We start from the raw sequence: 22,374 nt of genomic DNA on the forward strand, positions 1-22,374 counted from the left end.
ACGCTGTCGTCAGGTTCTCGAGCAGCAGCGCTCACGAGGCCCCCGTTCTGTGTAGGTGAGGGAAATCTAGGGGAACGCGCCGGGATCAGACAATCCGATCGTTCCTCGTCAGGGACGACCCGCGTAGGGCATGGCGTCGGCCCAGCGCATCGCGACCTCGTGCACGGGGCTGCCGGGCTGGCGAGCCTCGATCATCATGCCGTTGCCGGTGTACATCGCGACGTGGCGGATGGTCGACGGGTTCGAGGTGTCGTTCGCGTAGAAGACGAGGTCACCCGGCCGGAGCTGGTCGTAGGAGATCTTCTGCACGCGCTGGTACTGCGACCGCGACGTCCGCGTGATGTCGACGCCCGCAGCGGCCCAGGCGCGCGACGTGAGGCCCGAGCAGTCGTAGCCCGGCCCGGTGCCGCCGAACACGTACGGGGCGCCGATCTTGGTGCGCGCCCACGCGACCGCGGCCTGGCCCTGCGCCGCGCTGCCGACGCCGGTCCCCGGGGGCGGCGTGACGACCGGCGGCGGGTCGGGGGGCGGCGCGGGCGTCGGTGCGGGTGCCGGGTTCGGTGCAGGTGCGGGATCCGGGGCCGGGGGCGGCGCGGGTGCAGGGTCGGGCGCCGGGTTCGCGGGTGCGGGGCTGCTCGTCGGGGGCGCCGCGGGCGTGCCCGACGGCGTCCCCGTCGCCGGGGCCTCGACGCGCGCCCGGGCGGCGGTCTCGCGCTCGCTCGCGGCCTGGGCGTCGAGGGCGTCCTGGCGCTGACGCTCGACGTCGACGCTCGTGGCCCGCGCGCGGGCGAGCTCGGCGAGGAGCGCCTCGCGGCGGGTCGCGGACTCCTGCACGGCATCGGCGAGCGCGTCGGACGAGACCTGGGCGGCGGCGAGCGCGTCCCGCGCGCGGTCCTCGACCTCGCCCTGGTGCGCGAGCGCCGCGTCGGCCCGGGCGCGGGCGGTGTCGGCCACGGCGCGCGCCGTCGCGTGTGCGTCGACCGCGCGACCGGCGGTTCGGCCGGCGACACGCTCGGCGTTCTCCCGCTCGACGACCTGGCCCACGCCGTCCGCGTCCAGGACCGCGCGGAGCGCGTCGAGGTCGGTGGAGCCCTGCCGGGACGCGCGGAAGAGCGCACCCACGGCGGCACGGGCGTCCGCCTCGCCCGTCCGGGCGGTCGTGAGCGCCTCCTGCGCGTCGCGGACCTCCGCGTCGGCCGCGGCGAGCGCGTCCTGCGCGGCCGCGTACTCCTCCGCCGCGGTCTCGACTGCCGCCTCGGCGGTGGACTGCCGGTCCCGCAGCGACGCGAGCTCGCCCTCGACCGTCGCGACGTCCCGGGCCGCGCCGTCCGCGGCCTCGCGCGCGGCGCGGACGTCGTCGTCCGACGGCGGGTCGGACCACGCGGAGGGTGCGAGACCGACACCGAGCACGAGCGCGAGCAGGCCCGCCGCGGTCGCGGAGGCGAGTCGGCGGGGCCGGGTGGCCGGCCGACGCCGCGCTCCTCCGAGGAACGGCGACGGGCCAGCAGGCGCCGACGTCACGTCGTCCATCGCACCTCCTCGACAGCTTGCTCGGCGTGTCCCGTTGACAGCACCCGCACGAGTCTGCCCAGAAGGTCCGCGATGCGCCATCGGAGCACCGCCAGTCTTCTCAGGATGTGGTCTCGCATCGCGAGACGCCCCTGTCGGGCGGCGCGGAACGCGCCTAGCCTCACGAGCATGTCCCGTCGAATGTGTCGCTGACCCTCGCACACGTTCGCCTGCCCGCGAGCCGTCGTCGACGACGTCCTCGCCGTGGCGATCCCGTCCCGTGTGCGCCCCTCGCCGCGGTCGACGGCCGGCCTCCCGCCCTCTCGTCCCCCACGGCACCCGCCCGCCCGGCGCGCCGTGCGCCGTCGTCCACCCCCACCACCCGCAGGAGAGCACCATGAGCACCGAGAACGCCCCCGCCTGGTCCTTCGAGACGCGCCAGGTCCACGCCGGCCAGACCGCCGACCCGACGACCGGCGCCCGCGCGCTGCCGATCTACCAGACGACGTCGTTCGTCTTCCCCGACGCGTCGGTCGCGGCCGACCGCTTCGCGCTCAAGGACCTCGGCCCCATCTACACGCGCATCGGCAACCCGACCCAGGAGGTCGTGGAGAACCGCATCGCGTCGCTCGAGGGCGGCGTCGGCGCGCTCCTCCTCGCGTCCGGGCAGGCCGCGACGACGTTCGCGATCCTCAACGTCGCCGAGGCGGGCGACCACGTCGTCGCCTCCCCGAGCCTCTACGGCGGCACCTACAACCTGCTGCAGTACTCGCTCGCCAAGCTCGGCGTCGAGACGACGTTCGTCTCCGACCCGCACGACCCGCAGGCCTGGCGCGACGCGGTGCGCCCGAACACGAAGCTGTTCTTCGGCGAGACGATCCCCAACCCGCAGGCCGACGTCCTCGACATCGAGTCCATCGCGGCGGTCGCGCACGAGGTGGGTGTCCCGCTGATCGTCGACAACACGGTCGCCACCCCCTACCTGCTGCGCCCGCTCGAGCACGGGGCGGACGTCGTCGTGCACTCCGCGACGAAGTACCTGGGCGGGCACGGCTCGGCGATCGGCGGCGTGATCGTCGACGGCGGCACGTTCGACTACGCGGCCCACCCCGAGCGTTTCCCGAACTACAACACGCCCGACCCGTCGTACAACGGCCTCGTCTACGCCCGCGACCTCGGCGTGGACGGCATCCTCGGGGCGAACCTCGCGTACGTGCTCAAGGCGCGGGTCCAGCTCCTGCGCGACCTGGGCTCCGCGATCTCGCCGTTCAACGCGTTCCTCATCGCGCAGGGCATCGAGACGCTGTCGCTGCGCGTCGAGCGCCACGTCGCCAACGCGCAGAAGGTCGCGGAGTGGCTCGAGGCCCGCGACGACGTCCGCACCGTGCACTACGCGGGCCTGCCGTCGAGCCCGTGGCACGAGCGGGCACAGAAGTACCTGCCGCGCGGCGCGGGTGCGGTGCTCGCGTTCGAGCTCGACGGCGGCAGCGAGGCGGGGCAGGCGTTCGTCTCCGCGCTGCAGCTCCACTCGAACGTCGCCAACATCGGCGACGTCCGCTCGCTCGTCATCCACCCCGCGTCGACGACGCACAGCCAGCTCACGCCCGAGGAGCAGGCGCAGTCCGGCGTCACGCCCGGCCTCGTCCGCCTCTCCGTCGGCATCGAGCACGTCGACGACATCCTCGCCGACCTCGAGCTCGGGTTCACGGCTGCCAAGTCGTCGCTGGGCGCCTGAGCGACGACGCCCGCTCGCACGGCAGAACCACGACGAGGACAGCGATGACGGATCTGGACAGCCGGGGCGCCCTGCGCGCCCCGGCCGTACAGTGGCCGACGGTGAGCCCTGTGAACGACGACCTCCTCTCCCCCGCCCCCGACGCCCGCCGCGGCCCCCGCGCGGACGCCGCGGCGGGGCGCGGCGTCGCACCGTCGCGCGCCCGGGTGAAGGCTCCGGTCCCGGCGACGGGCGCGTGGCGCGAGGGCGACCCGGCCGGCCGACGGCGGTTCGCCGACGTCGGCACGTTCGACCTCGAGTCCGGCGCCCGCCTGCCCGACGTGCGCGTCGCGTACGAGACGTGGGGCACGCTCGCACCGGACGGGTCGAACGCCGTCCTCGTCCTGCACGCCCTGACCGGCGACTCCCACGTCAGCGGCCCGGCGGGCGACGGCCACGTCACCGCGGGCTGGTGGGAGTCGCTCGTCGGCCCCGGCGCGCCGATCGACACCGACCGCTGGTTCGTCGTCGCGCCCAACGTGCTCGGCGGGTGCCAGGGCACCACGGGCCCGGCGTCCACCGCACCCGACGGACTCCCCTGGGGCAGCCGCTTCCCACGCGTCACGACCCGCGACCAGGTCGCGGTCGAGATCGAGCTCGCGCGGTCCCTCGGCATCGCGTCGTGGGCGTTCGTCGTCGGCGCCTCGATGGGCGGGCACCGCGTCCTCGAGTGGGCCCTCCTCGGCCCCGAGGCGGGGATCGACGTCGTCTCCCTCGCCGCGATCGCCACGACCGCACAGACCACTGGCGACCAGATCGCGTGGGCGCACCCCCAGCTCGGGGCCGTCCGGGCCGACCCGGGCTTCCGGGGCGGCGACTACTACGACGCGGCGGACGGCGACGGCCCGCACGTCGGCCTCGGCATCGCCCGGCAGATCGCGCACGCCACGTACCGGTCCGCGCGCGAGCTCGACGACCGGTTCGGGCGCCTCCCGCAGGGGGGCGAGGACCCCTTCACCGACGGGCGCTACGCCGTGCAGTCGTACCTCGACCACCACGGCGACAAGCTCGCGCGGCGCTTCGACGCCAACTCGTACGTCGTGCTCACGGAATCGATGCTCACGCACGACCTGGGGCGGGACCGCGGCGGCGTCGAGGCGGCGCTCGCGCAGGTCACGGCGCACGCGCTCGTCGTCGCGGTCGACACGGACCGGCTCTTCCTGCCCGCGGACTGCGCGCGCATCGCGGCCGGGATCCCGGGGGCCGAGCCGCTGCGGACGCTCACGAGCGACTTCGGGCACGACGGGTTCCTCATCGAGTTCGACCAGCTCGGCCCGATCGTCGCGGACTTCCTCGGGGAACGCGCCGGCGTCCGCGACTGAGACCTGTCCACGGGATGGTGCCGTGGCGGGCGTGCCCACGCCGTCCTGGCACGATGAGGAGATGGACAGCGACGTGACCGAGGCAGCCCAGCACCTGCGCGCCCAGTGGGACCGGCTCGACCGGTGGCTGCGCGACCTCGGTGACGAGCTCGACCGTGACGCCGGGCGTCCCAGCGTGCTCGACGGGTGGACCGTGGGCGAGCTGGTCTCCCACCTCGGCCGCGTCATGGAGACCCTCGCGCTCTGCGGACCCGTGCCGGCCGGAACCGTCCCCCTCACGCTCGCGGAGTACCTCGGCACGTACCCGGAGCGCGCGGAGGAGATCGAGCACGCGACGCGCGCCCTCGACGAGCAGATCGCCGCCGACCGCCTCGGGAACGTCGAGGAGTTCGCCGCCGCGGGCCTCGCGCGCCTCGACGAGCTCGCCGACGAGCGCGTCGTGCAGGCGCGACGCGGACCGATCACGCTCCTCGACATGGTGCGCTCGCGCGTCCTCGAGCTCGTGGTGCACGCCGACGACCTCGCCCGCACGTTCCCGGGAGTCCACGCCGACCCCGTGGACCGTGCCGCTCTCGACGCCGTCGCGGCCGAGCTGCTGCGCGTCGTCGTCACGCGCGGTGGCTGGGCGCTCGAGGTGCGCGACGCCCGCCTCTGGCTGCGTCTCGCGTGCGGCCGCGTCCCCTACGACGTGGACGATCTCGCGCGCGCCCTGGAGCCCGTGCACACGTCCGAGGCCGTCCCGGACCTCGGTCGCATGCTGCCGATCCTCTGACCGCTCTCCCGGCGGGGTGACGCGCGGCACGCGAGTCTCCCGTGGTTGCGGCGCGGGCCGGACCGTAGGTTGGGGGCATGCTCGCCGCCTACGCCGACCACCTCGACCCCGACGACCCCCTCGCCGGGCTGGTCGTCGGGGACCGCCCCGAACCCGAAGCCCGCGAGCACTGGACGACCGTGGACGTGCGCGCCGCGTCCCTCAACCACCACGACCTCTGGTCGCTGCGCGGCGTCGGGCTGCCTGCCGACCGGCTCCCCATGATCCTCGGGACGGACGCCGCGGGCGTCGCGCCGGACGGCACCGAGGTCGTCGTGCACGCGGTGGTCGGCGCGGACGGGCACGGCGTCGGGCCGGCCGAACGGCGGTCGCTCCTCTCCGAGCGCTACCCCGGCACGCTCGCCGAGCGCGTCGCCGTCCCGACCCACAACCTCGTCCCCAAGCCGCCCGAGCTGACCTTCGTCGAGGCCGCGTGCGTGCCCACGGCCTGGCTCACCGCGTACCGGATGCTCTTCACCGCCGGCGGTGCCGCCCCCGGCGACCGCGTCCTCGTCCAGGGCGCGGGCGGTGGGGTCGCGACGGCGGCGGTCGCCCTCGGCGCGGCCGCCGGGCTCGAGATGTGGGTGACCTCCCGCTCCGCCGGCAAGCGTGCCGCGGCAGCCCGGCTCGGGGCCGCCGCGACCTTCGAGCACGGCACCCGGCTGCCCGCGCCGGTCGACGTCGTCGTCGAGACCGTCGGCCAGGCGACCTGGCGACACTCGCTGCGGTCGGTCCGTCCGGGCGGGACCGTCGTCGTCGCCGGGGCGACCAGCGGCGACGCGTCGCCCGCGGAGCTCTCGCGCGTCTTCTTCCACGAGATCCGCGTCCAGGGCGTCACTATGGGCTCGCGCGACGACCTCGCCGCGCTGCTGCGGTTCCTCGCCCGGAGCAAGGTCCGGCCCGTCGTCGACCAGGTGCTGCCCCTGACGCAGGCACGCGACGGACTCGCGCGCCTCGCGGACGGCGACCACTTCGGCAAGGTGGTGCTCACGCCGTGACGGCGACCGCCTGGCGACCGGACGTCCTCGGGGCCGGGTACGAGCAGCGCACGGTCGAGCTGGAGCCCGACGACGAGGGCGACGTCGTGGTCACCGTCGTGCGGTACGCCCCCGACACCGAGGAACCGATCCGACCAGCACGAGCCGTGCTGTACGTCCACGGCTGGAGCGACTACTTCTTCCAGACCGAGCTCGCCGAGACCTGGCACGGGCTGGGCGCCGCGTTCTACGCCCTGGACCTGCGCAAGTACGGGCGCAGCCTCCGGCCGCACCAGACACCCGGGTACGTCGAGCATCTCGTCGACTACGACCCGGACATCGCAGCCGCGCTCGACGTCGTCCGCGAGGACCTCGGCGCGCACGTCGCGATCATGCTCATGGGTCACTCCACCGGAGGCCTCGTCGCCGCGCTCTGGGCGCACCGGCACCCGGGGGTCGTGCGCGGCCTGGTGCTCAACAGCCCGTGGCTCGAGCTGCAGGGGTCGTCGGTCGCGCGGACCGTCTCCGGACCCGCGATCCGGCAGCTCGCCCGCTTCCAGCCCCGCGCGCCGCTGCCGAACGTGGACCCGGGTTACTACGCGCGGACGCTACGCGACCGTGACGACGGCTCCTGGGTGATCGACGACGCCTGGCGACCCGTCCCGTCGTTCCCCGTCCGCGCCGGCTGGCTCCGAGCCATCATCTCGGGCCACGCCCGCGTCGCGGCCGGCCTCGCCGTCGACAGCCCCGTGCTCGTGCTCCTCGCCGAGAGGTCGCTCTTCAGCACCCGCTGGTCCGAGGACATGCGCTCCGCCGACATCGTGCTCGACGTCGAGCCGCTCGCGCGCCGCGCCGCGCACCTGGGACGGGTCGTCACCATCGTCCGGATCCCTGGCGGGATGCATGACCTCTCCCTCTCCGCGCCGGAGCCGCGGGCGCGCTTCTTCGCCGAGATCGTGCGCTGGTCGGCGGCCTACGGCTGGGCCTGACGTCGACGACCACGCGCCGTCCAGCCCAAGAACCCTGGCTCTCCCTCGCGTGACCAGGGCTCTACCTCGGCGTCAGGAGGTGTCTGGGTGAGGGTATGGGGAAATGCCGAAGGCCCACCCCGTGTGGGGTGGGCCTTCGGTGAAGGGTTGTCCGGCGGCGTCCTACTCTCCCACCCCGTCTCCAGGGCAGTACCATCGGCGCTGAAGGGCTTAGCTTCCGGGTTCGGTATGGGACCGGGCGTTTCCCCTTCGCTGTGACCGCCGTAACTCTGTGAACCTCCTCAACACTGGGCACCCCGGAAGGGGGTGTGGTGTTGGTGGTTCGGGAACCGCACAGTGGACGCGTAGCAAAGTGTGTTGGTGTTGAAGTTGTCGGCTGATTAGTACCGGTCAGCTGCACGGGTCTTTCGTCCCCGCTTCCACGTCCGGCCTATCGACCCAGTGTTCTGCTGGGTGCCTCTCACCCCGTAGGGTATGGAAACCTCATCTTGAAGCAGGCTTCCCGCTTAGATGCTTTCAGCGGTTATCCCTTCCGAACGTAGCCAACCAGCGGTGCTCCTGGCGGAACAACTGGCACACCAGAGGTTCGTCCGTCCCGGTCCTCTCGTACTAGGGACAGCCCTTCTCAAGTTTCCTGCGCGCGCAGCGGATAGGGACCGAACTGTCTCACGACGTTCTAAACCCAGCTCGCGTACCGCTTTAATGGGCGAACAGCCCAACCCTTGGGACCTACTCCAGCCCCAGGATGCGACGAGCCGACATCGAGGTGCCAAACCATGCCGTCGATATGGACTCTTGGGCAAGATCAGCCTGTTATCCCCGGGGTACCTTTTATCCGTTGAGCGACGGCGCTTCCACAAGCCACCGCCGGATCACTAGTTCCGACTTTCGTCCCTGCTCGACCTGTCAGTCTCACAGTCAAGCTCCCTTGTGCACTTGCACTCGACACCTGATTGCCAACCAGGCTGAGGGAACCTTTGAGCGCCTCCGTTACATTTTAGGAGGCAACCGCCCCAGTTAAACTACCCACCAGGCACTGTCCCTGGTCCGGATCACGGACCGAGGTTAGACATCCGAAGCGGCCAGAGTGGTATTTCAACGTTGACTCCACCCGCACTGGCGTACGGGCTTCACAGTCTCCCACCTATCCTACACAAGCCGCACCGAACATCAATACCAAGCTATAGTAAAGGTCCCGGGGTCTTTCCGTCCTGCTGCGCGTAACGAGCATCTTTACTCGTAGTGCAATTTCGCCGAGTTCGCGGTTGAGACAGCGGAGAAGTCGTTACGCCATTCGTGCAGGTCGGAACTTACCCGACAAGGAATTTCGCTACCTTAGGATGGTTATAGTTACCACCGCCGTTTACTGGGGCTTAAATTCTGAGCTTCACCCGAGGGTTGACCCGTCCTCTTAACCTTCCAGCACCGGGCAGGCGTCAGTCCGTATACATCGTCTTGCGACTTCGCACGGACCTGTGTTTTTAGTAAACAGTCGCTTCTCCCTGGTCTCTGCGGCCGTCCACGCTCCCACCGCGAGGGTGTTCACGCTTCGGGCCCCCCTTCTCCCGAAGTTACGGGGGCATTTTGCCGAGTTCCTTAACCACGATTCTCTCGATCGCCTTAGTATTCTCTACCTGACCACCTGAGTCGGTTTGGGGTACGGGCGGCTAGAACCTCGCGCCGAGGCTTTTCTTGGCAGCATAGGATCACCCAGTTCGCGCTTGTGCGCTCACCGTCAGCTCTCAGCCTGTATGCCTGGCGGATTTGCCTACCAGACGGCCTACAGCCTTGGACGTGGTCTACCATCGCCACGCCGGGCTACCTTCCTGCGTCACCCCTGTTAATACGCTTACCTACTACCGGTTTGGGTCCCGCGCGCCCCTGTCCGGTGGCCCCGAAGGGCCGGTGGACAGGTTTGGGCGGTCAGCATCACCGGGCTCGGTATGGGCGGTTCTTCGCCGGTAGGAGAATATCAACTCCTTGTCCATCGACTACGCCTGTCGGCCTCGCCTTAGGTCCCGACTTACCCAGGGCGGATTAACCTGGCCCTGGAACCCTTGGTCATTCGGCGGACGGGTTTCTCACCCGTCTTTCGCTACTCATGCCTGCATTCTCACTCGTGTGGGCTCCACCACTGGGTTCCCCCGCGGCTTCACTGCCCACACGACGCTCCCCTACCCACCTGCGCCTCTGGACCACGAAGGCCTGAGTTGAGCGCAGATGCCACGGCTTCGGCGGTGTACTTGAGCCCCGCTACATTGTCGGCGCGGAATCACTTGACCAGTGAGCTATTACGCACTCTTTCAAGGGTGGCTGCTTCTAAGCCAACCTCCTGGTTGTCTGTGCAACTCCACATCCTTTCCCACTTAGCACACGCTTAGGGGCCTTAGCCGGTGGTCTGGGCTGTTTCCCTCTCGACTACGGAGCTTATCCCCCGCAGTCTCACTGCCACGCTTCCACTTACCGGCATTCGGAGTTTGGCTGACGTCAGTAACCTTGTAGGGCCCATCGGCCATCCAGTAGCTCTACCTCCGGCAAGAAACACGTGACGCTGCACCTAAATGCATTTCGGGGAGAACCAGCTATCACGAAGTTTGATTGGCCTTTCACCCCTAACCACAGGTCATCCCCCAGGTTTTCAACCCTGGTGGGTTCGGTCCTCCACGCGGTCTTACCCGCGCTTCAACCTGCCCATGGCTAGATCACTTCGCTTCGGGTCTAGACCCAGCGACTATGGGCGCCCTATTCGGACTCGCTTTCGCTACGGCTTCCCCACACGGGTTAACCTCGCCACTGAGCACTAACTCGCAGGCTCATTCTTCAAAAGGCACGCTGTCACCCCAGCCAAGGAGGCTCCAACGGATTGTAGGCACACGGTTTCAGGTACTATTTCACTCCCCTCCCGGGGTACTTTTCACCTTTCCCTCACGGTACTGGTCCGCTATCGGTCACTAGGTAGTATTTAGGCTTAGCAAGTGGTCTTGCCAGATTCACACGAGATTTCTCGGGCCCCGTGCTACTTGGGATCCCCTTCGGGAGGCCGCACCATTTCGTCTACCGGACTCGCACCGTCTATGGTCCGCCTTTCAATGCGGTTCGACTATGACACGACTTTCTGACTCCCCGGCGGACTGTCAGATCCACCAGAAGGGTCCCACAACCCCGAACACGCAACGCCTGACAGCTTGAACACGCGCCCGGTTTGGCCTCATCCGCTTTCGCTCGCCACTACTCACGGAATATCTCTTCCTGTCGGTACTGAGATGTTTCACTTCCCGACGTTCCCTCCACACACCCTATATATTCAGGTGCGGGTCACACGACATGACTCGTGCGGGGTTCCCCCATTCGGAAACCCTCGGATCACAGCTCGTTTGCCAGCTCCCCGAGGCTTATCGCAGGCTACAACGTCCTTCTTCGGCTCCTAGTGCCAAGGCATCCACCCTGTGCCCTTAAAAACTTCAACAAAAACAACAAAACTGCAGAGAACCAAGAACCACACCCACGCAACCCCGAAAGGCGCAGCGAGTGTGTCTTGATCTTTACAAAGATGCTCGCGTCCACTGTGCAGTTCTCAAACAACCAACGACCCCGACCCCCACCCGACCCGCCTACCACCCTGGCCCCTCCACAGAGGAACAAGACTGGCGGTTCGTGGCCCGAGGACCGGCCCGTACCAGGCACCCCACCAACCGGTGGCCGGTGACCTGAGGACCCAACAGTGTGCTCGACAAGCCCCCCACCCCTCACCAGCGATGTTCCACCACCACCACACCCGACCCCGACCACCCCGAAGGGACGACCAGAGCCTGGCGGGCCGGCGGGTACTGACACCAGCGAAGACCAGGACGCTCTTTCGTCAATGTTCCACCCATGAGCAACCACCCACCACACGTACGGCGATGGCGTGGCACCTGAACCACCCACCCACCAGCGAAGCCGGCCAGGCGAGGGTTGGTAGCTCCTTAGAAAGGAGGTGATCCAGCCGCACCTTCCGGTACGGCTACCTTGTTACGACTTAGTCCCAATCGCCAGTCCCACCTTCGACCACTCCCCCCGCGAACGGTTGGGCCATGGGCTTCGGGTGTTACCGACTTTCGTGACTTGACGGGCGGTGTGTACAAGGCCCGGGAACGTATTCACCGCAGCGTTGCTGATCTGCGATTACTAGCGACTCCGACTTCATGGGGTCGAGTTGCAGACCCCAATCCGAACTGAGACCGGCTTTTTGGGATTCGCTCCACCTTACGGTATCGCAGCCCTTTGTACCGGCCATTGTAGCATGCGTGAAGCCCAAGACATAAGGGGCATGATGATTTGACGTCATCCCCACCTTCCTCCGAGTTGACCCCGGCAGTCTCCCATGAGTCCCCGGCATAACCCGCTGGCAACATGGGACGAGGGTTGCGCTCGTTGCGGGACTTAACCCAACATCTCACGACACGAGCTGACGACAACCATGCACCACCTGTGCACGAGTGTCCAAAGAGACCACCATCTCTGGTGGCTTCCCGTGCATGTCAAGCCTTGGTAAGGTTCTTCGCGTTGCATCGAATTAATCCGCATGCTCCGCCGCTTGTGCGGGCCCCCGTCAATTCCTTTGAGTTTTAGCCTTGCGGCCGTACTCCCCAGGCGGGGCACTTAATGCGTTTGCTGCGGCACGGAACTCGTGGAATGAGCCCCACACCTAGTGCCCAACGTTTACGGCATGGACTACCAGGGTATCTAATCCTGTTCGCTCCCCATGCTTTCGCTCCTCAGCGTCAGTTGCGGCCCAGAGACCTGCCTTCGCCATCGGTGTTCCTCCTGATATCTGCGCATTCCACCGCTACACCAGGAATTCCAGTCTCCCCTACCGCACTCTAGTCTGCCCGTACCCGATGCAAGCTCGAGGTTGAGCCTCGAGTTTTCACACCAGACGCGACAAACCGCCTACGAGCTCTTTACGCCCAATAATTCCGGACAACGCTTGCGCCCTACGTATTACCGCGGCTGCTGGCACGTAGTTAGCCGGCGCTTCTTCTGCAGGTACCGTCACTTGCGCTTCTTCCCTGCTGAAAGAGGTTTACAACCCGAAGGCCTTCATCCCTCACGCGGCGTCGCTGCATCAGGCTTGCGCCCATTGTGCAATATTCCCCACTGCTGCCTCCCGTAGGAGTCTGGGCCGTGTCTCAGTCCCAGTGTGGCCGGTCGCCCTCTCAGGCCGGCTACCCGTCGTCGCCTTGGTAGGCCATCACCCCACCAACAAGCTGATAGGCCGCGAGCCCATCCCTGACCGAAAAACTTTCCAACCACCCCCATGCGAAGGCGGCTCATATCCGGTATTAGCCCCGGTTTCCCGGAGTTATCCCGAAGTCAAGGGCAGGTTACTCACGTGTTACTCACCCGTTCGCCACTAATCCACCCAGCAAGCTGGGCTTCATCGTTCGACTTGCATGTGTTAAGCACGCCGCCAGCGTTCGTCCTGAGCCAGGATCAAACTCTCCGTAAATGAACAACGCCCACCACCAGGCAAACCCAGCAGTGAACAATCCATACGAAGCGAACCCCAACAGGGTTCACAAAACTGGCATCAACACGAAAGATGACATCATCTTCCGAAATCAACCAAAGGAATCCCAGACACAACCAACCACCCCACCCGACGGGCAGGAACGATCAGCCATGCCACAGGGACAAATAATTGGCATTGACTAACAAGCACACTGTTGAGTTCTCAAACAACCGACACACACCGCCTCCGACCTCGTTCCCGAGGCCCTTGCGCGGGGCGTTTCCTTCGTTCTGAATCCTACCAGACCCGGCCGTTCGTCCCGGACCGGTGAAAACCGGATTTCCGTTCAGAAATGTACCTGATCCAGACACCCTCACCTTACTCGCGGCGCAGCACTGTGCTCCGAGAATCTGGTGGGAGTTTCACCCGGGGGACCAGCCACTTCGCATCTGCTCCGAGGAGCTGTGCCGTGGTGTCTGTTCCTCCCTGCCGGGCGACCTCGAGAACATTACGGGGTCCGGAGGCAGGAGGTCAACTCGCGCCGTCGTGACCCGGACCACTCCCCTTCGCGGCGTCCCTCCGCGGCGCGCGCATCCCCTCGCCCGGCGCCCTGCGCTGCGGCGGCCGGTCTGCCGCAGCGGGCGCGGCCGCTGCCGTCGCCCGCGCTGCGAGACGCGCCACCGCGGCCCGCAGGTCATCCGGTCCGACGACGGTGAACGGGGCGTCGAAGATGCCGAACCACCCGGCGAGCCCGCCCCACGACCAGGACCCCGCGGTCAGACGGCACCGCCCCTCTCCGACGGCCTCCACGAGTGCGCCCGATCCAGCCCATGCCGCCACGACGGCGGCGTCCAGCTCGAGCTCGACCGTCCCCCGGACGGGCAGCACGGGCTGCGTGAACCTCTCGGCGATGAAGGTCGCCACGTCCGGGGCGGGCAGCGCCCGACGCTCGAACCGTGCTCCGACACCCTCGCGCGGTGCCATCCGGTCGATCCGGAACGTTCTCCAGTCGTCCCGGTCGAGGTCCCACGCGACGAGGTACCACCGCCCGCCCCACGTGACGACGTGGTGCGGCTCCACACGACGCGGCGCGCGGAAGCCCTCCCCGGCCCCGCTCCCCGGCGCCCGGAGCACCTCGCCCGTCCCGCCGTCGTAGTCGAACCGGAGCACACGCCGTTCGCTGGCGGCGGTCCCCACGGCCACGAGCACGTCGGGCCGCACGGCCGGCAGCGACCGCTCCCGCCGCCCCGGGACCGCCGTGACCTCCAGGGCGTCGATGCGCGTGCGCAGGCGCGCGGGCATGACCTGACGGATCGTCGCGAGCGCGCGCGCCGCGGCGTCCTCCACGCCCGGGAGCGAGCCCGTGCGCAGGGCGATCGCGACCGCGACCGCCTGCTCGTCGTCGAAGAGGAGCGGTGGGACGTCCGCTCCGGCGTCGAGCCGGTACCCGCCGTCAGGCCCCTTCGTCGCGCGGACCGGGTAGCCCAGCTCGCGCAACCGGTCGACGTCGCGCCGCACGGTGCGCGGGCTCACGTCGAGCCGCTCGGCGAGCGCGGGCCCCGGCCAGTCCCGGCGCGCCTGGAGCAGCGAGAGCAGCCGGAGCAGTCGTCCTGAGGTCTCGAGCATGTCCCCAGCCTCGCACGGGGTAGAGGACTGGACCTGTCCTCTACCCCTGACACCGTGGGTTCTGACGCACGAAGCACACCCAGGAGGAGCCACCGTGATCCGCACCAGAGCACTGACCAAGGACTTCCCCGTCGGGCGCGACGCGAGCGCCACGGTGCACGCCGTGCGCGGCATCGACCTCGACGTCGCACCCGGCGAGCTCGTCGCCGTCCTCGGCCCCAACGGGGCCGGCAAGACGACCACGCTCCGCATGCTCACCACGCTCATCCGCCCCACGTCGGGCACCGCCACGGTCGCGGGGCACGACGTCGTCGCGGAGCCCGACGCCGTCCGGCACCGCATCGGCTACGTCGGGCAGGGCAACGGCGCCGGGCACGCGCAGCGCGCCGTCGACGAGCTCACCAGCCAGGGCCGCATCCACGGCCTCGACCGGCGCACCGCGCGACGCCGCGCCGACGAGCTCCTCGACTCCCTCGAGCTCGGGTCCTACGGCGCGCGCAAGGTGTCCGACCTCTCCGGCGGGCAGCGTCGCCGGCTCGACGTCGCGATGGGCCTCGTGCACGCGCCGTCGCTGCTGTTCCTCGACGAGCCGTCGACCGGGCTCGACCCGCACAACCGGGCGAACCTGTGGGACCACGTGCTGCGCATGCGCGAGGACTCGCTCGCGGCCACGGGCGAGCCCATGACGATCGTCCTCACGACGCACTACCTCGACGAGGCCGACACCATGGCCGAGCGCGTTGTCGTCGTCGACCACGGCCAGGTCATCGCCGACGACACCGCGGAGAACCTCAAGGCCGACCTCGCCGGGGACCGCGTCGTCGTCACGCTGGCGCCCCCGCAGGGTCCGGCGCACGACGACGCAGCACGGCTCGTCGCGCTCGCCCGCCGCGTCGAGGGCTTCCGCGAGGCGACCCGCACGCCCGACGGCGCCCCCGCCGTCGGGCACGACGCCGCGCCCACGCTCGAGGTGCGCGCCGAGCGCGGCGACGCCTACCTCCCCCGCCTGCTGCGCGCCGCCGACGCGGACGGCATCGCCGTCGAGACCGCGCAGGTGCACCGGCCCACGCTCGACGACGTCTTCCTCGCGCTCACCGGGCGCAGCCTGCGCGAGGCCGGCGCCGCGACCCCGACCGACGCCCCCGCCGAGGGCACCCGCCCCACCGAGAGGACCGCAGCATGAGCACCGTCGACATCGCCCCCACCACCGTCGCCCCGCACCCGGCTCCCGCCCGTCCCCGCGCTCGCCGCGGGCTCGCCGCCTTCGCGCGCGACACCGGGATCGTGCTCGTCCGCGAGCTGCGGCCCGTGCTGCACGACCCGTTCTCCGTGATGTTCGGGCTCGTCCAGCCGATCGTCTTCCTCGCGCTGTTCGGTCCCCTGCTCGTCGGGTCGCTCGGCGGCACGACGACCGGGCAGGAGGTCCTGGGCGGCAACGTCTGGCAGTGGTTCGTCCCGTCCATCCTCGTGATGACCACGCTCTTCGGGACCACCACGACCGGCGCGAACCTGCTCGTCGAGCTCCAGACGGGCGCGCACGAGCGCATGCTCGTCGCCCCGCTCTCACGGGCCTCGCTGCTCGTGGGCCGCGCCCTCAAGGAGATGGTCCCGATCGTCGCGCAGTCGGTCGTGGTCGTGCTCGTCATGCTCCCGTTCGGGTTCGAGCTCCACCCGGCCGGCGCCGTCGTCGGGCTCGCGCTGCTCGCCGTGTTCGGCGTCGGGATCGGGTCGCTCAGCTACGCGCTCGCGCTCGCGGTGCGCAAGCAGGACTGGATGTTCTGGGTCGTGCAGCAGACCCTGATCTTCCCGCTCATGATCCTGTCCGGCATGCTCCTGCCGCTCGAGACCGGGCCCCGCTGGATGCAGGTCGCGTCCGACGTCAACCCGCTCCGGTACGTCGTCGACGCCGAGCGCGCGCTGTTCGCCGGCGACCTCACCGCCTCCGCCGTCGCGTGGGGCTGGGTCGCCGCCGTCGTGACGGCCGCCGTCGGCCTCGCCGTCGGGATCCGCACCATGGTGCGCACCACCGACTGAGCACGACCCTCGCGTCAGGCCCGGGCCAGTTCCACGGCCCGGGCCACCGCGCTGCCCGGGCTCGTCAGGACGGGGACCCGAAGGTCGGCGAGCAACGCCGCCGCGGGCGCCATGCTGGCCTGCGCGAGCACGACGACGTCCGCGCCCCGCCGCCCGACGGCGTCCCGCGCCGCGTCCGCGACTCCGCGCCGGTACGCGCTGAGGTCCCCGGCCTCGAAGTCCGCCCACGCGTCCGCGCAGACGACCGGGTCGAGCTCGACGGTCGCCCCCGAGCGTCGGGCGGCGTCGGCGAGGAGCTCCGTCGTCGGGCCGAGCGTCGAGGCGAGCGCGACGACGACAGCGACCCGGCCGCCGTCGCGCACCGCCGCCTCGGCGAGCGGCCGGTCCACCCGCAGCACGGGCACCCCGGCCCCGCCGACCTCCTCCGCGACCGGCCCGAGCGTCGAGCACGTGCACACCACCACCGACGCCCCCGCCGCGACGAGCGCGTCGACGTGTGCCCGGACCCGCTCACCCGTCGGCGCACCCGCCCGCGCGTCGTCCAGGAGCGGCACGTCCACCCGGTGCACGTGCCCCTGCCCCGGCGCGACCTCGTCCACCAGCGCGCCGAAGGTCGCGACGTGCACGTCTGCCGTGTGCAGGAACCCGATCACGTGCGCCTCCGGTCGTCGTGCCCCGAGCGACGACGCGACTCAGGCGTGGTGCTCGCGGAAGGCGTCGGTGAGGGTGGGGCCGTCCTCGGCGCCGAGGCGCCAGACGCTCCACCCGTCGGCGGTGTGGGTGCCCGACACGGCGACGGCGGCGAGGTCCGGGTGGCGGAACCGGGCGCCGTCGGACAGCTCGATGAAGCCGTCGGGCTGGAGCACCGCCTCGAAGCGCTGGCCGCGGCGCGGCCGGGACCACACGAGCTCGCGGGGCGTGCCGAACGCGCGGGCGAGCGCGACGAGGTCGGGGTCGTCGTCGGGGCCGAGCGGCACGTCCACGGGGGGCGGGGGCGGCACCGGGACGACGTCCCGGCTCGCGGACGCGCGCGTGGGTGCCGGGTCGAGGTCGACCGGCGGGTGGTAGGACAGCGGGTCGTACGGCTGCTCGCGCGACGGGCTGCGCTGCTCGCCGTACTCGTGGGTGAGGTACGACTCGCGCGTCCGGATCGACTCGCGGGTGCGGATGGACTCGCGGGTAAGGATCGACGTGCGCGGGGTCGGCGTCTCGTCGCCGGGCTCGACGGGTCGGCGGTCGGCCCAGCCGGAGGACGCGGGCTCGGGCACGGTCCGTGCGGTGAGCGGGTCGTCGAGGGGCACGAAGTCCAGGACCGGCGGCTCGGCGCGCGACGGCTCCGACGGTGCGGTGACCGGGACCAGCGCGGCGAGCGGGCCGGTCTCGTCGGCCGCGGTGGGCGCGATCCCGGGGAGGGCGCGCGGCTCGAGCTCGGCGGCACGACGACGCTCGGCCCGGGACTGCGCGGCCTGCCGCGTCACCACGGGAAACTTGCCGGTCAGGGCTCGGCCCACGGCGACGCCGTCCGCGAAGTCGGATCCGGGGGCGACGGCGCGGCCCCGGCGGGGCTCGGGTGCCGCGGGCGGCGCGGAGTTGTCGCGCGTCATCGCGAGCGGGGACACGTCGACGAAGCGGCGGCCGTCGGCGCCCTGGACGACGCCGAGGCGCAGGACCGCGACCGGCGATCCGGGCTGACGGAGGAAGTCGAGCGCGTCCTGGATGCCGGGTGCGGCGCTCGAGCAGATGACGATGAGCCGGGCACCGGTCGCGCGGGCGGTCGCCTGCGAGCGCGTGAGGGGGACGTTGTCGTAGAACGCCGCGACGTCCTGCTGGAACCGCGAGGCGCCGCCGGTGTAGCGGGCGGCGAGCTCGGCGCGCGTGAGGCGCCCGGCCCGGCCGGCGTGGTTGAGCGCCGCGGTGAGGGCCTCCTCCGTGAGCTCCGCGGTGACCTCGATGACGACCGGGAGGCCGGCGGCGTCGAGCGCGAGGAGGTGGGGCTCGTCGTCGGACGTGCCCTGCGCGACGGGGAAGATCTGCTCGCCCAGCAGCCCCTCGATGTTGCCGTCCACGACGCGCTGCGCGTCCGTCCCGAAGGCACCTGCCGGCTGGGGCGGCTGGACCAGTACGGGACGCTCGGCGTCCACCTCGAAGAGGGGCATCGGTGGATCTCCTGCTGCAGCGGGACGCGACCTGGGCGGGGGCGTTTGCGCCATAGCCTACGTCGCCGGTCAAGTCCCTCGAACCGGTCGAACCACCCGCGCGCGACCCCGCAGGTCAGGCGTGCCCGGTCTCCTCCGACTCGACCGCGAGCCGCTCCTCGACCCGCTCGACCTTCCCGGTGAGCTCCCCGGTGCGTCCCGGGCGGATGTCGGCCTTGATGACGAGCGAGACCCGGTGACCGCCGGCGCCGACGGCCTCGGTGGCGCGCTGGATCACCGGCATGACGACGTGCCAGTCGCCCTCGATCTCGGTGAACATCGCGGTGGTGCGGTTGGGCAGGCCCGACTCGCGGACGATGCGGACGGCCTCGGCGACGGAGTCCGCGACGGACTCGCCGGCACCGAGCGGGGCGACGGAGAAGGCGAAGACGGCCATGGGCCCATGGTGGCACGGCGGCGGACCACGAACCGCCCCGACGTAGGCTCGTCGTCGTGACAGCAGAACACCGCACCGACCGCGTGACCGTGCTCGCGGGCGGGGTCGGCGGGGCACGCCTCGCGCACGGCCTGGACCTCGCCGGGGCCGACCTCACGGTCGTCGTCAACGTGGCGGACGACGTCGAGCTGCACGGCCTGTGGATCTCCCCCGACCTGGACACCGTGACGTACACGCTCGCCGGGCTCGCGGACGAGGAGCGCGGCTGGGGCGTCGTCGGCGAGACGTACGCGGCGCTGGACGCGATGGGCCGGCTCGGCGAGGACACGTGGTTCACGCTCGGGGACCGCGACCTCGCGACGCACGTGGTCCGGACGGCCGGCCTGCGCGCGGGGGCGTCCCTGACCGAGGTGACCGCGCGGCTCACGACGGCGCTCGGCGTCCGGGCGCGCGTGCTGCCCGTGACCGACGACCGCGTCGCGACGCTCGTCGACACGCCCGCGGGCCGCCTCGGGTTCCAGGAGTACTTCGTGGGGCGCCGGCACGCGGACGACGTGCTGGGACTCGTCTACGACGGCATCGAGGCGGCGCGCCCGGCGCCCGGCGTGCTCGACGCGGTGACCGGCGCCGACGTCGTCGTGGTCGCGCCGTCGAACCCGTTCCTGTCGGTCGAGCCGGTGCTGGGCGTCGCCGGGGTGCGGGACGCGCTCGGCGGGACGTCCGCGCGCCGCGTCGCGGTGAGCCCGATCGTCGGCGGGCGGGCGATCAAGGGGCCTGCGGCGCAGATCCTCACGACGCTCGGGCACGAGGTCTCGGCGCTCGGCGTCGCGCGCCTGTACGTCGGGCTCGTCGACGTCATGGTGATCGACGACCACGACGCGCACCTCGCCGACGACGTGCGGGCGCTCGGGATGGACGTCGTCGTGACGGACACCGTCATGGGCGGCGCCGCGGGTCGCGAGCGCCTCGCGCGCACGCTCCTCGCGTCGGCGGGTGACGCTCGTGGGTGACCTCGTGGTGCCCGACGGCGCCGCTCGCCCGGGTGGGCCCGCCCGCCCGGGGCGCGTGGTCGCCGTCGTGCCGCTGCGTGACGGGTCGTCGGGGAAGTCGCGGCTCGCGCACGTCCTGGACCCCGCGTCGCGCAGCCGGCTGATCGCCGTGCTCGCGCGGCACGTCGTGGGGACGCTGCTCGCGAGCGACGGCGTGGAGCGCGTGGTCGTGGTGACGTCGGACCCGCGGTTCACGTGGCGCGCGCTGCGCGACGTCGTGGTGGACGAGTCCACCGCCGCGGCGGACGCCGCCGGTACCGACGGGCTCCCCCTCCTGACCGACGACGCGGACCGGCTCCGCATCGTCCTGCAGCCCGCGGACCGGCCGGGCCTGAACGCAGCGGTCGACGTCGGCCGGGAGATCGCAGCCGAGGGCGCGTCGACCGAGGGCCCGGTGCGGCTCCTCGTGGCGCACGCCGACCTCCCCGCGCTCACGCCCGCGGACGTGGCGGCGCTCCTCGCCGAGGACGCGCCCGTCGTCGTCGCGACGGACCGCCGGGGCGCGGGCACGAACCTCCTCGCCCTCGACCCTCCGGCTTCCGCGCCGTCGAGCACGGGGTTGCTGTCGGAAAGCGGCCCAGAACGACAGGAACCTCGTGCTCGGCCGGTGGCACGGTTTCGGTTTCGGTTCGGGGTCGGGAGCCGTGCCGCCCATGTTGCCGAGGCCGAGCGGCTCGGGCTGCGGGCCGTCGTCGTGCAGCGGCCCGGCACCGCGGTCGACCTCGACACCGTCGAGGACTGGGGCGAGCTGCCCGCGGACGCGCGGGCCGTCGTCGGGCTGCACGTCCCGGCGCTGCGCGACCGCGACGCCTGACCGGCGCGCCGGCTACGAGGGCCAGGCGCCGAGCTCTTCCACGGGGCCGACGAGGCCGACGCGCACGTCGGCGAGGAGCTGCTGCCACGCGCCGTCGTCGAGCGAGCCCGCGCAGTCGAGCGCGAGCACGACGGACTGGGTCGACGCGCCGCCGTCGAACGTGGGCACGCTCGCGACGCGCGCAGCACCCCGCACCTGCACCGGGCCTCGCGGGGTGTCGACGTCCCAGTCCTGCACCACCGCGTTCATGCCCTGGATCGCCACGCCGTCGGAGGTGAGCGGGAGCAGGACGTCGCGCGTGGCCGCCGCGTCGCCGCCGTCCGCGTCGACCATCTCCGCGAGCAGCGCCGCGGACACCTCGCGGGCGCCCGCGGCCGGAGCCGCGGCGTCGCTCGCGCCGCGCCACGAGAGCACGCACGCACCGGCAGACCCGACCACCTGCCACCCCGCGCGCGCGACGAGCGGCGCCGCAGTCCGTGCCCCCGACAGGCTCATGACCTCGGGGGCGTCGCCGACCGAGGCTGGGCCGGGGTCCGAGCCGGTCGCCTCGTCCTGCTCGCCCGGAGACGTCCCGGATCCTGGTCCAGCGTCCGGGGCGGAGGCCGAACCGTCGTTCGCGCCCGGACCAGGGACGCTGCCCGGCGAGCTCGTCGTGGTCGCGACGTCGGTCGGGTCGGGCGCCGGTCCCCCGGTGCACGCACTCACGACGGCCACGGCCAGCACGACCCCGGCCGCGAGCGCCCTGCCCCGACGCGGCCCGCGCGTCACGGCCGGGCTCCCCACCGGCCGCGGTGCACGACGTCGTCGAGCGGCTTGCGCTCGCGACGTCGCGGCGAGCCCGTGGTCGCCCGGTCGGCGGGGTGCCCGACGGCGACGACCCCGGTCGGGGCGTACGTGTCGGGGATGTCGAACGCCGCGCGCAGCCGCGCGACCTCGCCCGGCGCGACGCCGAAGAAGCACGCGCCGAGCCCCTCGTCGACGGCGGTCTGCAGCATGAGCAGCGCGGCCATCCCCGCGTCGACGTGCCAGTACGGCACGGCCCAGCGGTTCTCGTCGCGGTCGGCCCAGCCCTTGTCGTCCTCGGCGTACCGGTCGAGGTAGACGTCCTTCGACGTGAGGACCACGACCAGCACGGGTGCGGTGCGCATCCCCGCGAGCCACGCGCTCATGCTCCGCTCGGGCTGCTCGGGCGAGGTCGCGGACCAGAAGCGCGCGACGTCGTCGGGCTCGGTGAGCACGAGGAACGACCACCCCTGCGCGAACCCCGCGCTCGGGGCGCGGACCGCGTTGCGCACGAGGCGGTCTACCGCGTCGGGGTCGACCGGCTCGGCGGTGAACCGGCGCACCATGCGGCGGCGTCGGACGACGTCCTGGAACTCCACG

General features: G+C 71.1%; 16 protein-coding genes and 3 rRNA genes. 9 read left to right on the forward strand and 10 right to left on the reverse strand.

Annotated elements, in window-relative coordinates; genetic code table 11:
- Positions 1-108: 108 nt before the first annotated feature.
- Positions 109-1,530: a C40 family peptidase gene (locus tag JOE63_RS18620; protein WP_204542980.1), complete on the reverse strand. Its 1,422-nt coding sequence runs from the start codon at positions 1,528-1,530 to the stop codon at positions 109-111.
- Between the two features lie 376 nt (positions 1,531-1,906).
- Between JOE63_RS18620 and JOE63_RS18625 the strand changes: the two genes are divergently transcribed.
- From JOE63_RS18625 to JOE63_RS18645, 5 genes are all read left to right on the forward strand, one after another.
- The gene (locus JOE63_RS18625; protein WP_204542982.1) at positions 1,907-3,244 is read left to right on the forward strand and encodes a bifunctional o-acetylhomoserine/o-acetylserine sulfhydrylase; all 1,338 of its coding nucleotides are present in this window, start codon (positions 1,907-1,909) and stop codon (positions 3,242-3,244) included.
- A gap of 44 nt (positions 3,245-3,288) precedes the next feature.
- Complete coding sequence (metX, locus tag JOE63_RS18630; protein WP_087469868.1) at positions 3,289-4,605, forward strand: homoserine O-acetyltransferase MetX; 1,317 nt, start codon at positions 3,289-3,291, stop codon at positions 4,603-4,605.
- A 61-nt stretch (positions 4,606-4,666) separates the two neighbouring features.
- Positions 4,667-5,377, forward strand: a complete 711-nt coding sequence (locus tag JOE63_RS18635; RefSeq protein WP_204542984.1) for a maleylpyruvate isomerase N-terminal domain-containing protein — start codon at positions 4,667-4,669, stop codon at positions 5,375-5,377.
- Between the two features lie 77 nt (positions 5,378-5,454).
- Positions 5,455-6,414: a zinc-binding dehydrogenase gene (locus tag JOE63_RS18640; RefSeq protein WP_204542986.1), complete on the forward strand. Its 960-nt coding sequence runs from the start codon at positions 5,455-5,457 to the stop codon at positions 6,412-6,414.
- Positions 6,411-7,382, forward strand: a complete 972-nt coding sequence (locus JOE63_RS18645; protein ID WP_204542988.1) for an alpha/beta hydrolase — start codon at positions 6,411-6,413, stop codon at positions 7,380-7,382. Before JOE63_RS18640 ends, JOE63_RS18645 begins: the two co-directional genes overlap by 4 nt.
- 149 nt (positions 7,383-7,531) lie before the next feature.
- On the opposite strand, the gene rrf is transcribed toward JOE63_RS18645, so the two are convergent.
- The 4 genes from rrf to JOE63_RS18665 all read right to left on the reverse strand — a co-directional run bounded on the left by rrf (position 7,532) and on the right by JOE63_RS18665 (position 14,502).
- Positions 7,532-7,648: ribosomal RNA gene (gene rrf, locus JOE63_RS18650) — 5S ribosomal RNA — on the reverse strand.
- A gap of 94 nt (positions 7,649-7,742) precedes the next feature.
- Positions 7,743-10,848: ribosomal RNA gene (locus JOE63_RS18655) — 23S ribosomal RNA — on the reverse strand.
- Between the two features lie 503 nt (positions 10,849-11,351).
- A 16S ribosomal RNA gene (locus JOE63_RS18660) occupies positions 11,352-12,873 on the reverse strand.
- The 16S, 23S and 5S rRNA genes sit together here, the layout of an rRNA operon.
- A 534-nt stretch (positions 12,874-13,407) precedes the next feature.
- Positions 13,408-14,502 (reverse strand): helix-turn-helix transcriptional regulator, encoded by a 1,095-nt coding sequence (locus JOE63_RS18665; protein WP_204542990.1) that lies wholly within the window; start codon positions 14,500-14,502, stop codon positions 13,408-13,410.
- A gap of 94 nt (positions 14,503-14,596) precedes the next feature.
- On the opposite strand from JOE63_RS18665, the gene JOE63_RS18670 reads away from it, so the two are divergent.
- On the forward strand, positions 14,597-15,685 hold the full coding sequence (locus tag JOE63_RS18670; protein WP_087469873.1) for an ATP-binding cassette domain-containing protein: 1,089 nt from the start codon (positions 14,597-14,599) through the stop codon (positions 15,683-15,685).
- Positions 15,682-16,536 (forward strand): ABC transporter permease, encoded by an 855-nt coding sequence (locus JOE63_RS18675; RefSeq protein WP_087469874.1) that lies wholly within the window; start codon positions 15,682-15,684, stop codon positions 16,534-16,536. Before JOE63_RS18670 ends, JOE63_RS18675 begins: the two co-directional genes overlap by 4 nt.
- A gap of 14 nt (positions 16,537-16,550) precedes the next feature.
- Here the strand turns inward: JOE63_RS18675 and JOE63_RS18680 are convergent, their stop codons facing one another.
- From JOE63_RS18680 to JOE63_RS18690, 3 genes are all read right to left on the reverse strand, one after another.
- Positions 16,551-17,189 (reverse strand): aspartate/glutamate racemase family protein, encoded by a 639-nt coding sequence (locus tag JOE63_RS18680; RefSeq protein ID WP_087469875.1) that lies wholly within the window; start codon positions 17,187-17,189, stop codon positions 16,551-16,553.
- 39 nt (positions 17,190-17,228) lie between these two features.
- Positions 17,229-18,692: a restriction system modified-DNA reader domain-containing protein gene (locus JOE63_RS18685; RefSeq protein WP_087469876.1), complete on the reverse strand. Its 1,464-nt coding sequence runs from the start codon at positions 18,690-18,692 to the stop codon at positions 17,229-17,231.
- 115 nt (positions 18,693-18,807) lie between these two features.
- Positions 18,808-19,128, reverse strand: a complete 321-nt coding sequence (locus tag JOE63_RS18690) for an MTH1187 family thiamine-binding protein (protein ID WP_204542992.1) — start codon at positions 19,126-19,128, stop codon at positions 18,808-18,810.
- 56 nt (positions 19,129-19,184) lie between these two features.
- On the opposite strand from JOE63_RS18690, the gene cofD reads away from it, so the two are divergent.
- Entirely contained in the window at positions 19,185-20,138 is a 954-nt protein-coding gene (gene cofD / locus JOE63_RS18695) for a 2-phospho-L-lactate transferase (protein ID WP_087469877.1), read from the forward strand.
- Positions 20,122-20,991 carry a 2-phospho-L-lactate guanylyltransferase gene (locus JOE63_RS18700; protein ID WP_244286260.1) on the forward strand — a complete coding sequence of 290 codons (870 nt, stop codon included), beginning with the start codon at positions 20,122-20,124 and terminating at the stop codon, positions 20,989-20,991. The genes cofD and JOE63_RS18700 overlap by 17 nt, the downstream gene beginning before the upstream one ends.
- Positions 20,992-21,003: 12 nt before the next feature.
- Here the strand turns inward: JOE63_RS18700 and JOE63_RS18705 are convergent, their stop codons facing one another.
- Complete coding sequence (locus JOE63_RS18705; RefSeq protein WP_204542994.1) at positions 21,004-21,759, reverse strand: hypothetical protein; 756 nt, start codon at positions 21,757-21,759, stop codon at positions 21,004-21,006.
- The gene (locus JOE63_RS18710) at positions 21,756-22,373 is read right to left on the reverse strand and encodes a nitroreductase family protein (protein WP_087469879.1); all 618 of its coding nucleotides are present in this window, start codon (positions 22,371-22,373) and stop codon (positions 21,756-21,758) included. Before JOE63_RS18710 ends, JOE63_RS18705 begins: the two co-directional genes overlap by 4 nt.
- Position 22,374: the final 1 nt, after the last annotated feature.

This window comes from Cellulosimicrobium cellulans (genome assembly GCF_016907755.1).
Taxonomy (GTDB): domain Bacteria; phylum Actinomycetota; class Actinomycetes; order Actinomycetales; family Cellulomonadaceae; genus Cellulosimicrobium; species Cellulosimicrobium cellulans_D.

Excerpts from the sequence above, each read along its gene's own strand:
- JOE63_RS18620 (WP_204542980.1), bottom strand. The coding sequence starts at position 1,530 with ATGGACGACGTGACGTCGGCGCCTGCTGGCCCGTCGCCGTTCCTCGGA.
- JOE63_RS18625 (WP_204542982.1), top strand. The coding sequence starts at position 1,907 with ATGAGCACCGAGAACGCCCCCGCCTGGTCCTTCGAGACGCGCCAGGTC.
- metX (WP_087469868.1), top strand. The coding sequence starts at position 3,289 with ATGACGGATCTGGACAGCCGGGGCGCCCTGCGCGCCCCGGCCGTACAG.
- JOE63_RS18635 (WP_204542984.1), top strand. The coding sequence starts at position 4,667 with ATGGACAGCGACGTGACCGAGGCAGCCCAGCACCTGCGCGCCCAGTGG.
- JOE63_RS18640 (WP_204542986.1), top strand. The coding sequence starts at position 5,455 with ATGCTCGCCGCCTACGCCGACCACCTCGACCCCGACGACCCCCTCGCC.
- JOE63_RS18665 (WP_204542990.1), bottom strand. The coding sequence starts at position 14,502 with ATGCTCGAGACCTCAGGACGACTGCTCCGGCTGCTCTCGCTGCTCCAG.
- JOE63_RS18675 (WP_087469874.1), top strand. The coding sequence starts at position 15,682 with ATGAGCACCGTCGACATCGCCCCCACCACCGTCGCCCCGCACCCGGCT.
- JOE63_RS18685 (WP_087469876.1), bottom strand. The coding sequence starts at position 18,692 with ATGCCCCTCTTCGAGGTGGACGCCGAGCGTCCCGTACTGGTCCAGCCG.
- JOE63_RS18690 (WP_204542992.1), bottom strand. The coding sequence starts at position 19,128 with ATGGCCGTCTTCGCCTTCTCCGTCGCCCCGCTCGGTGCCGGCGAGTCC.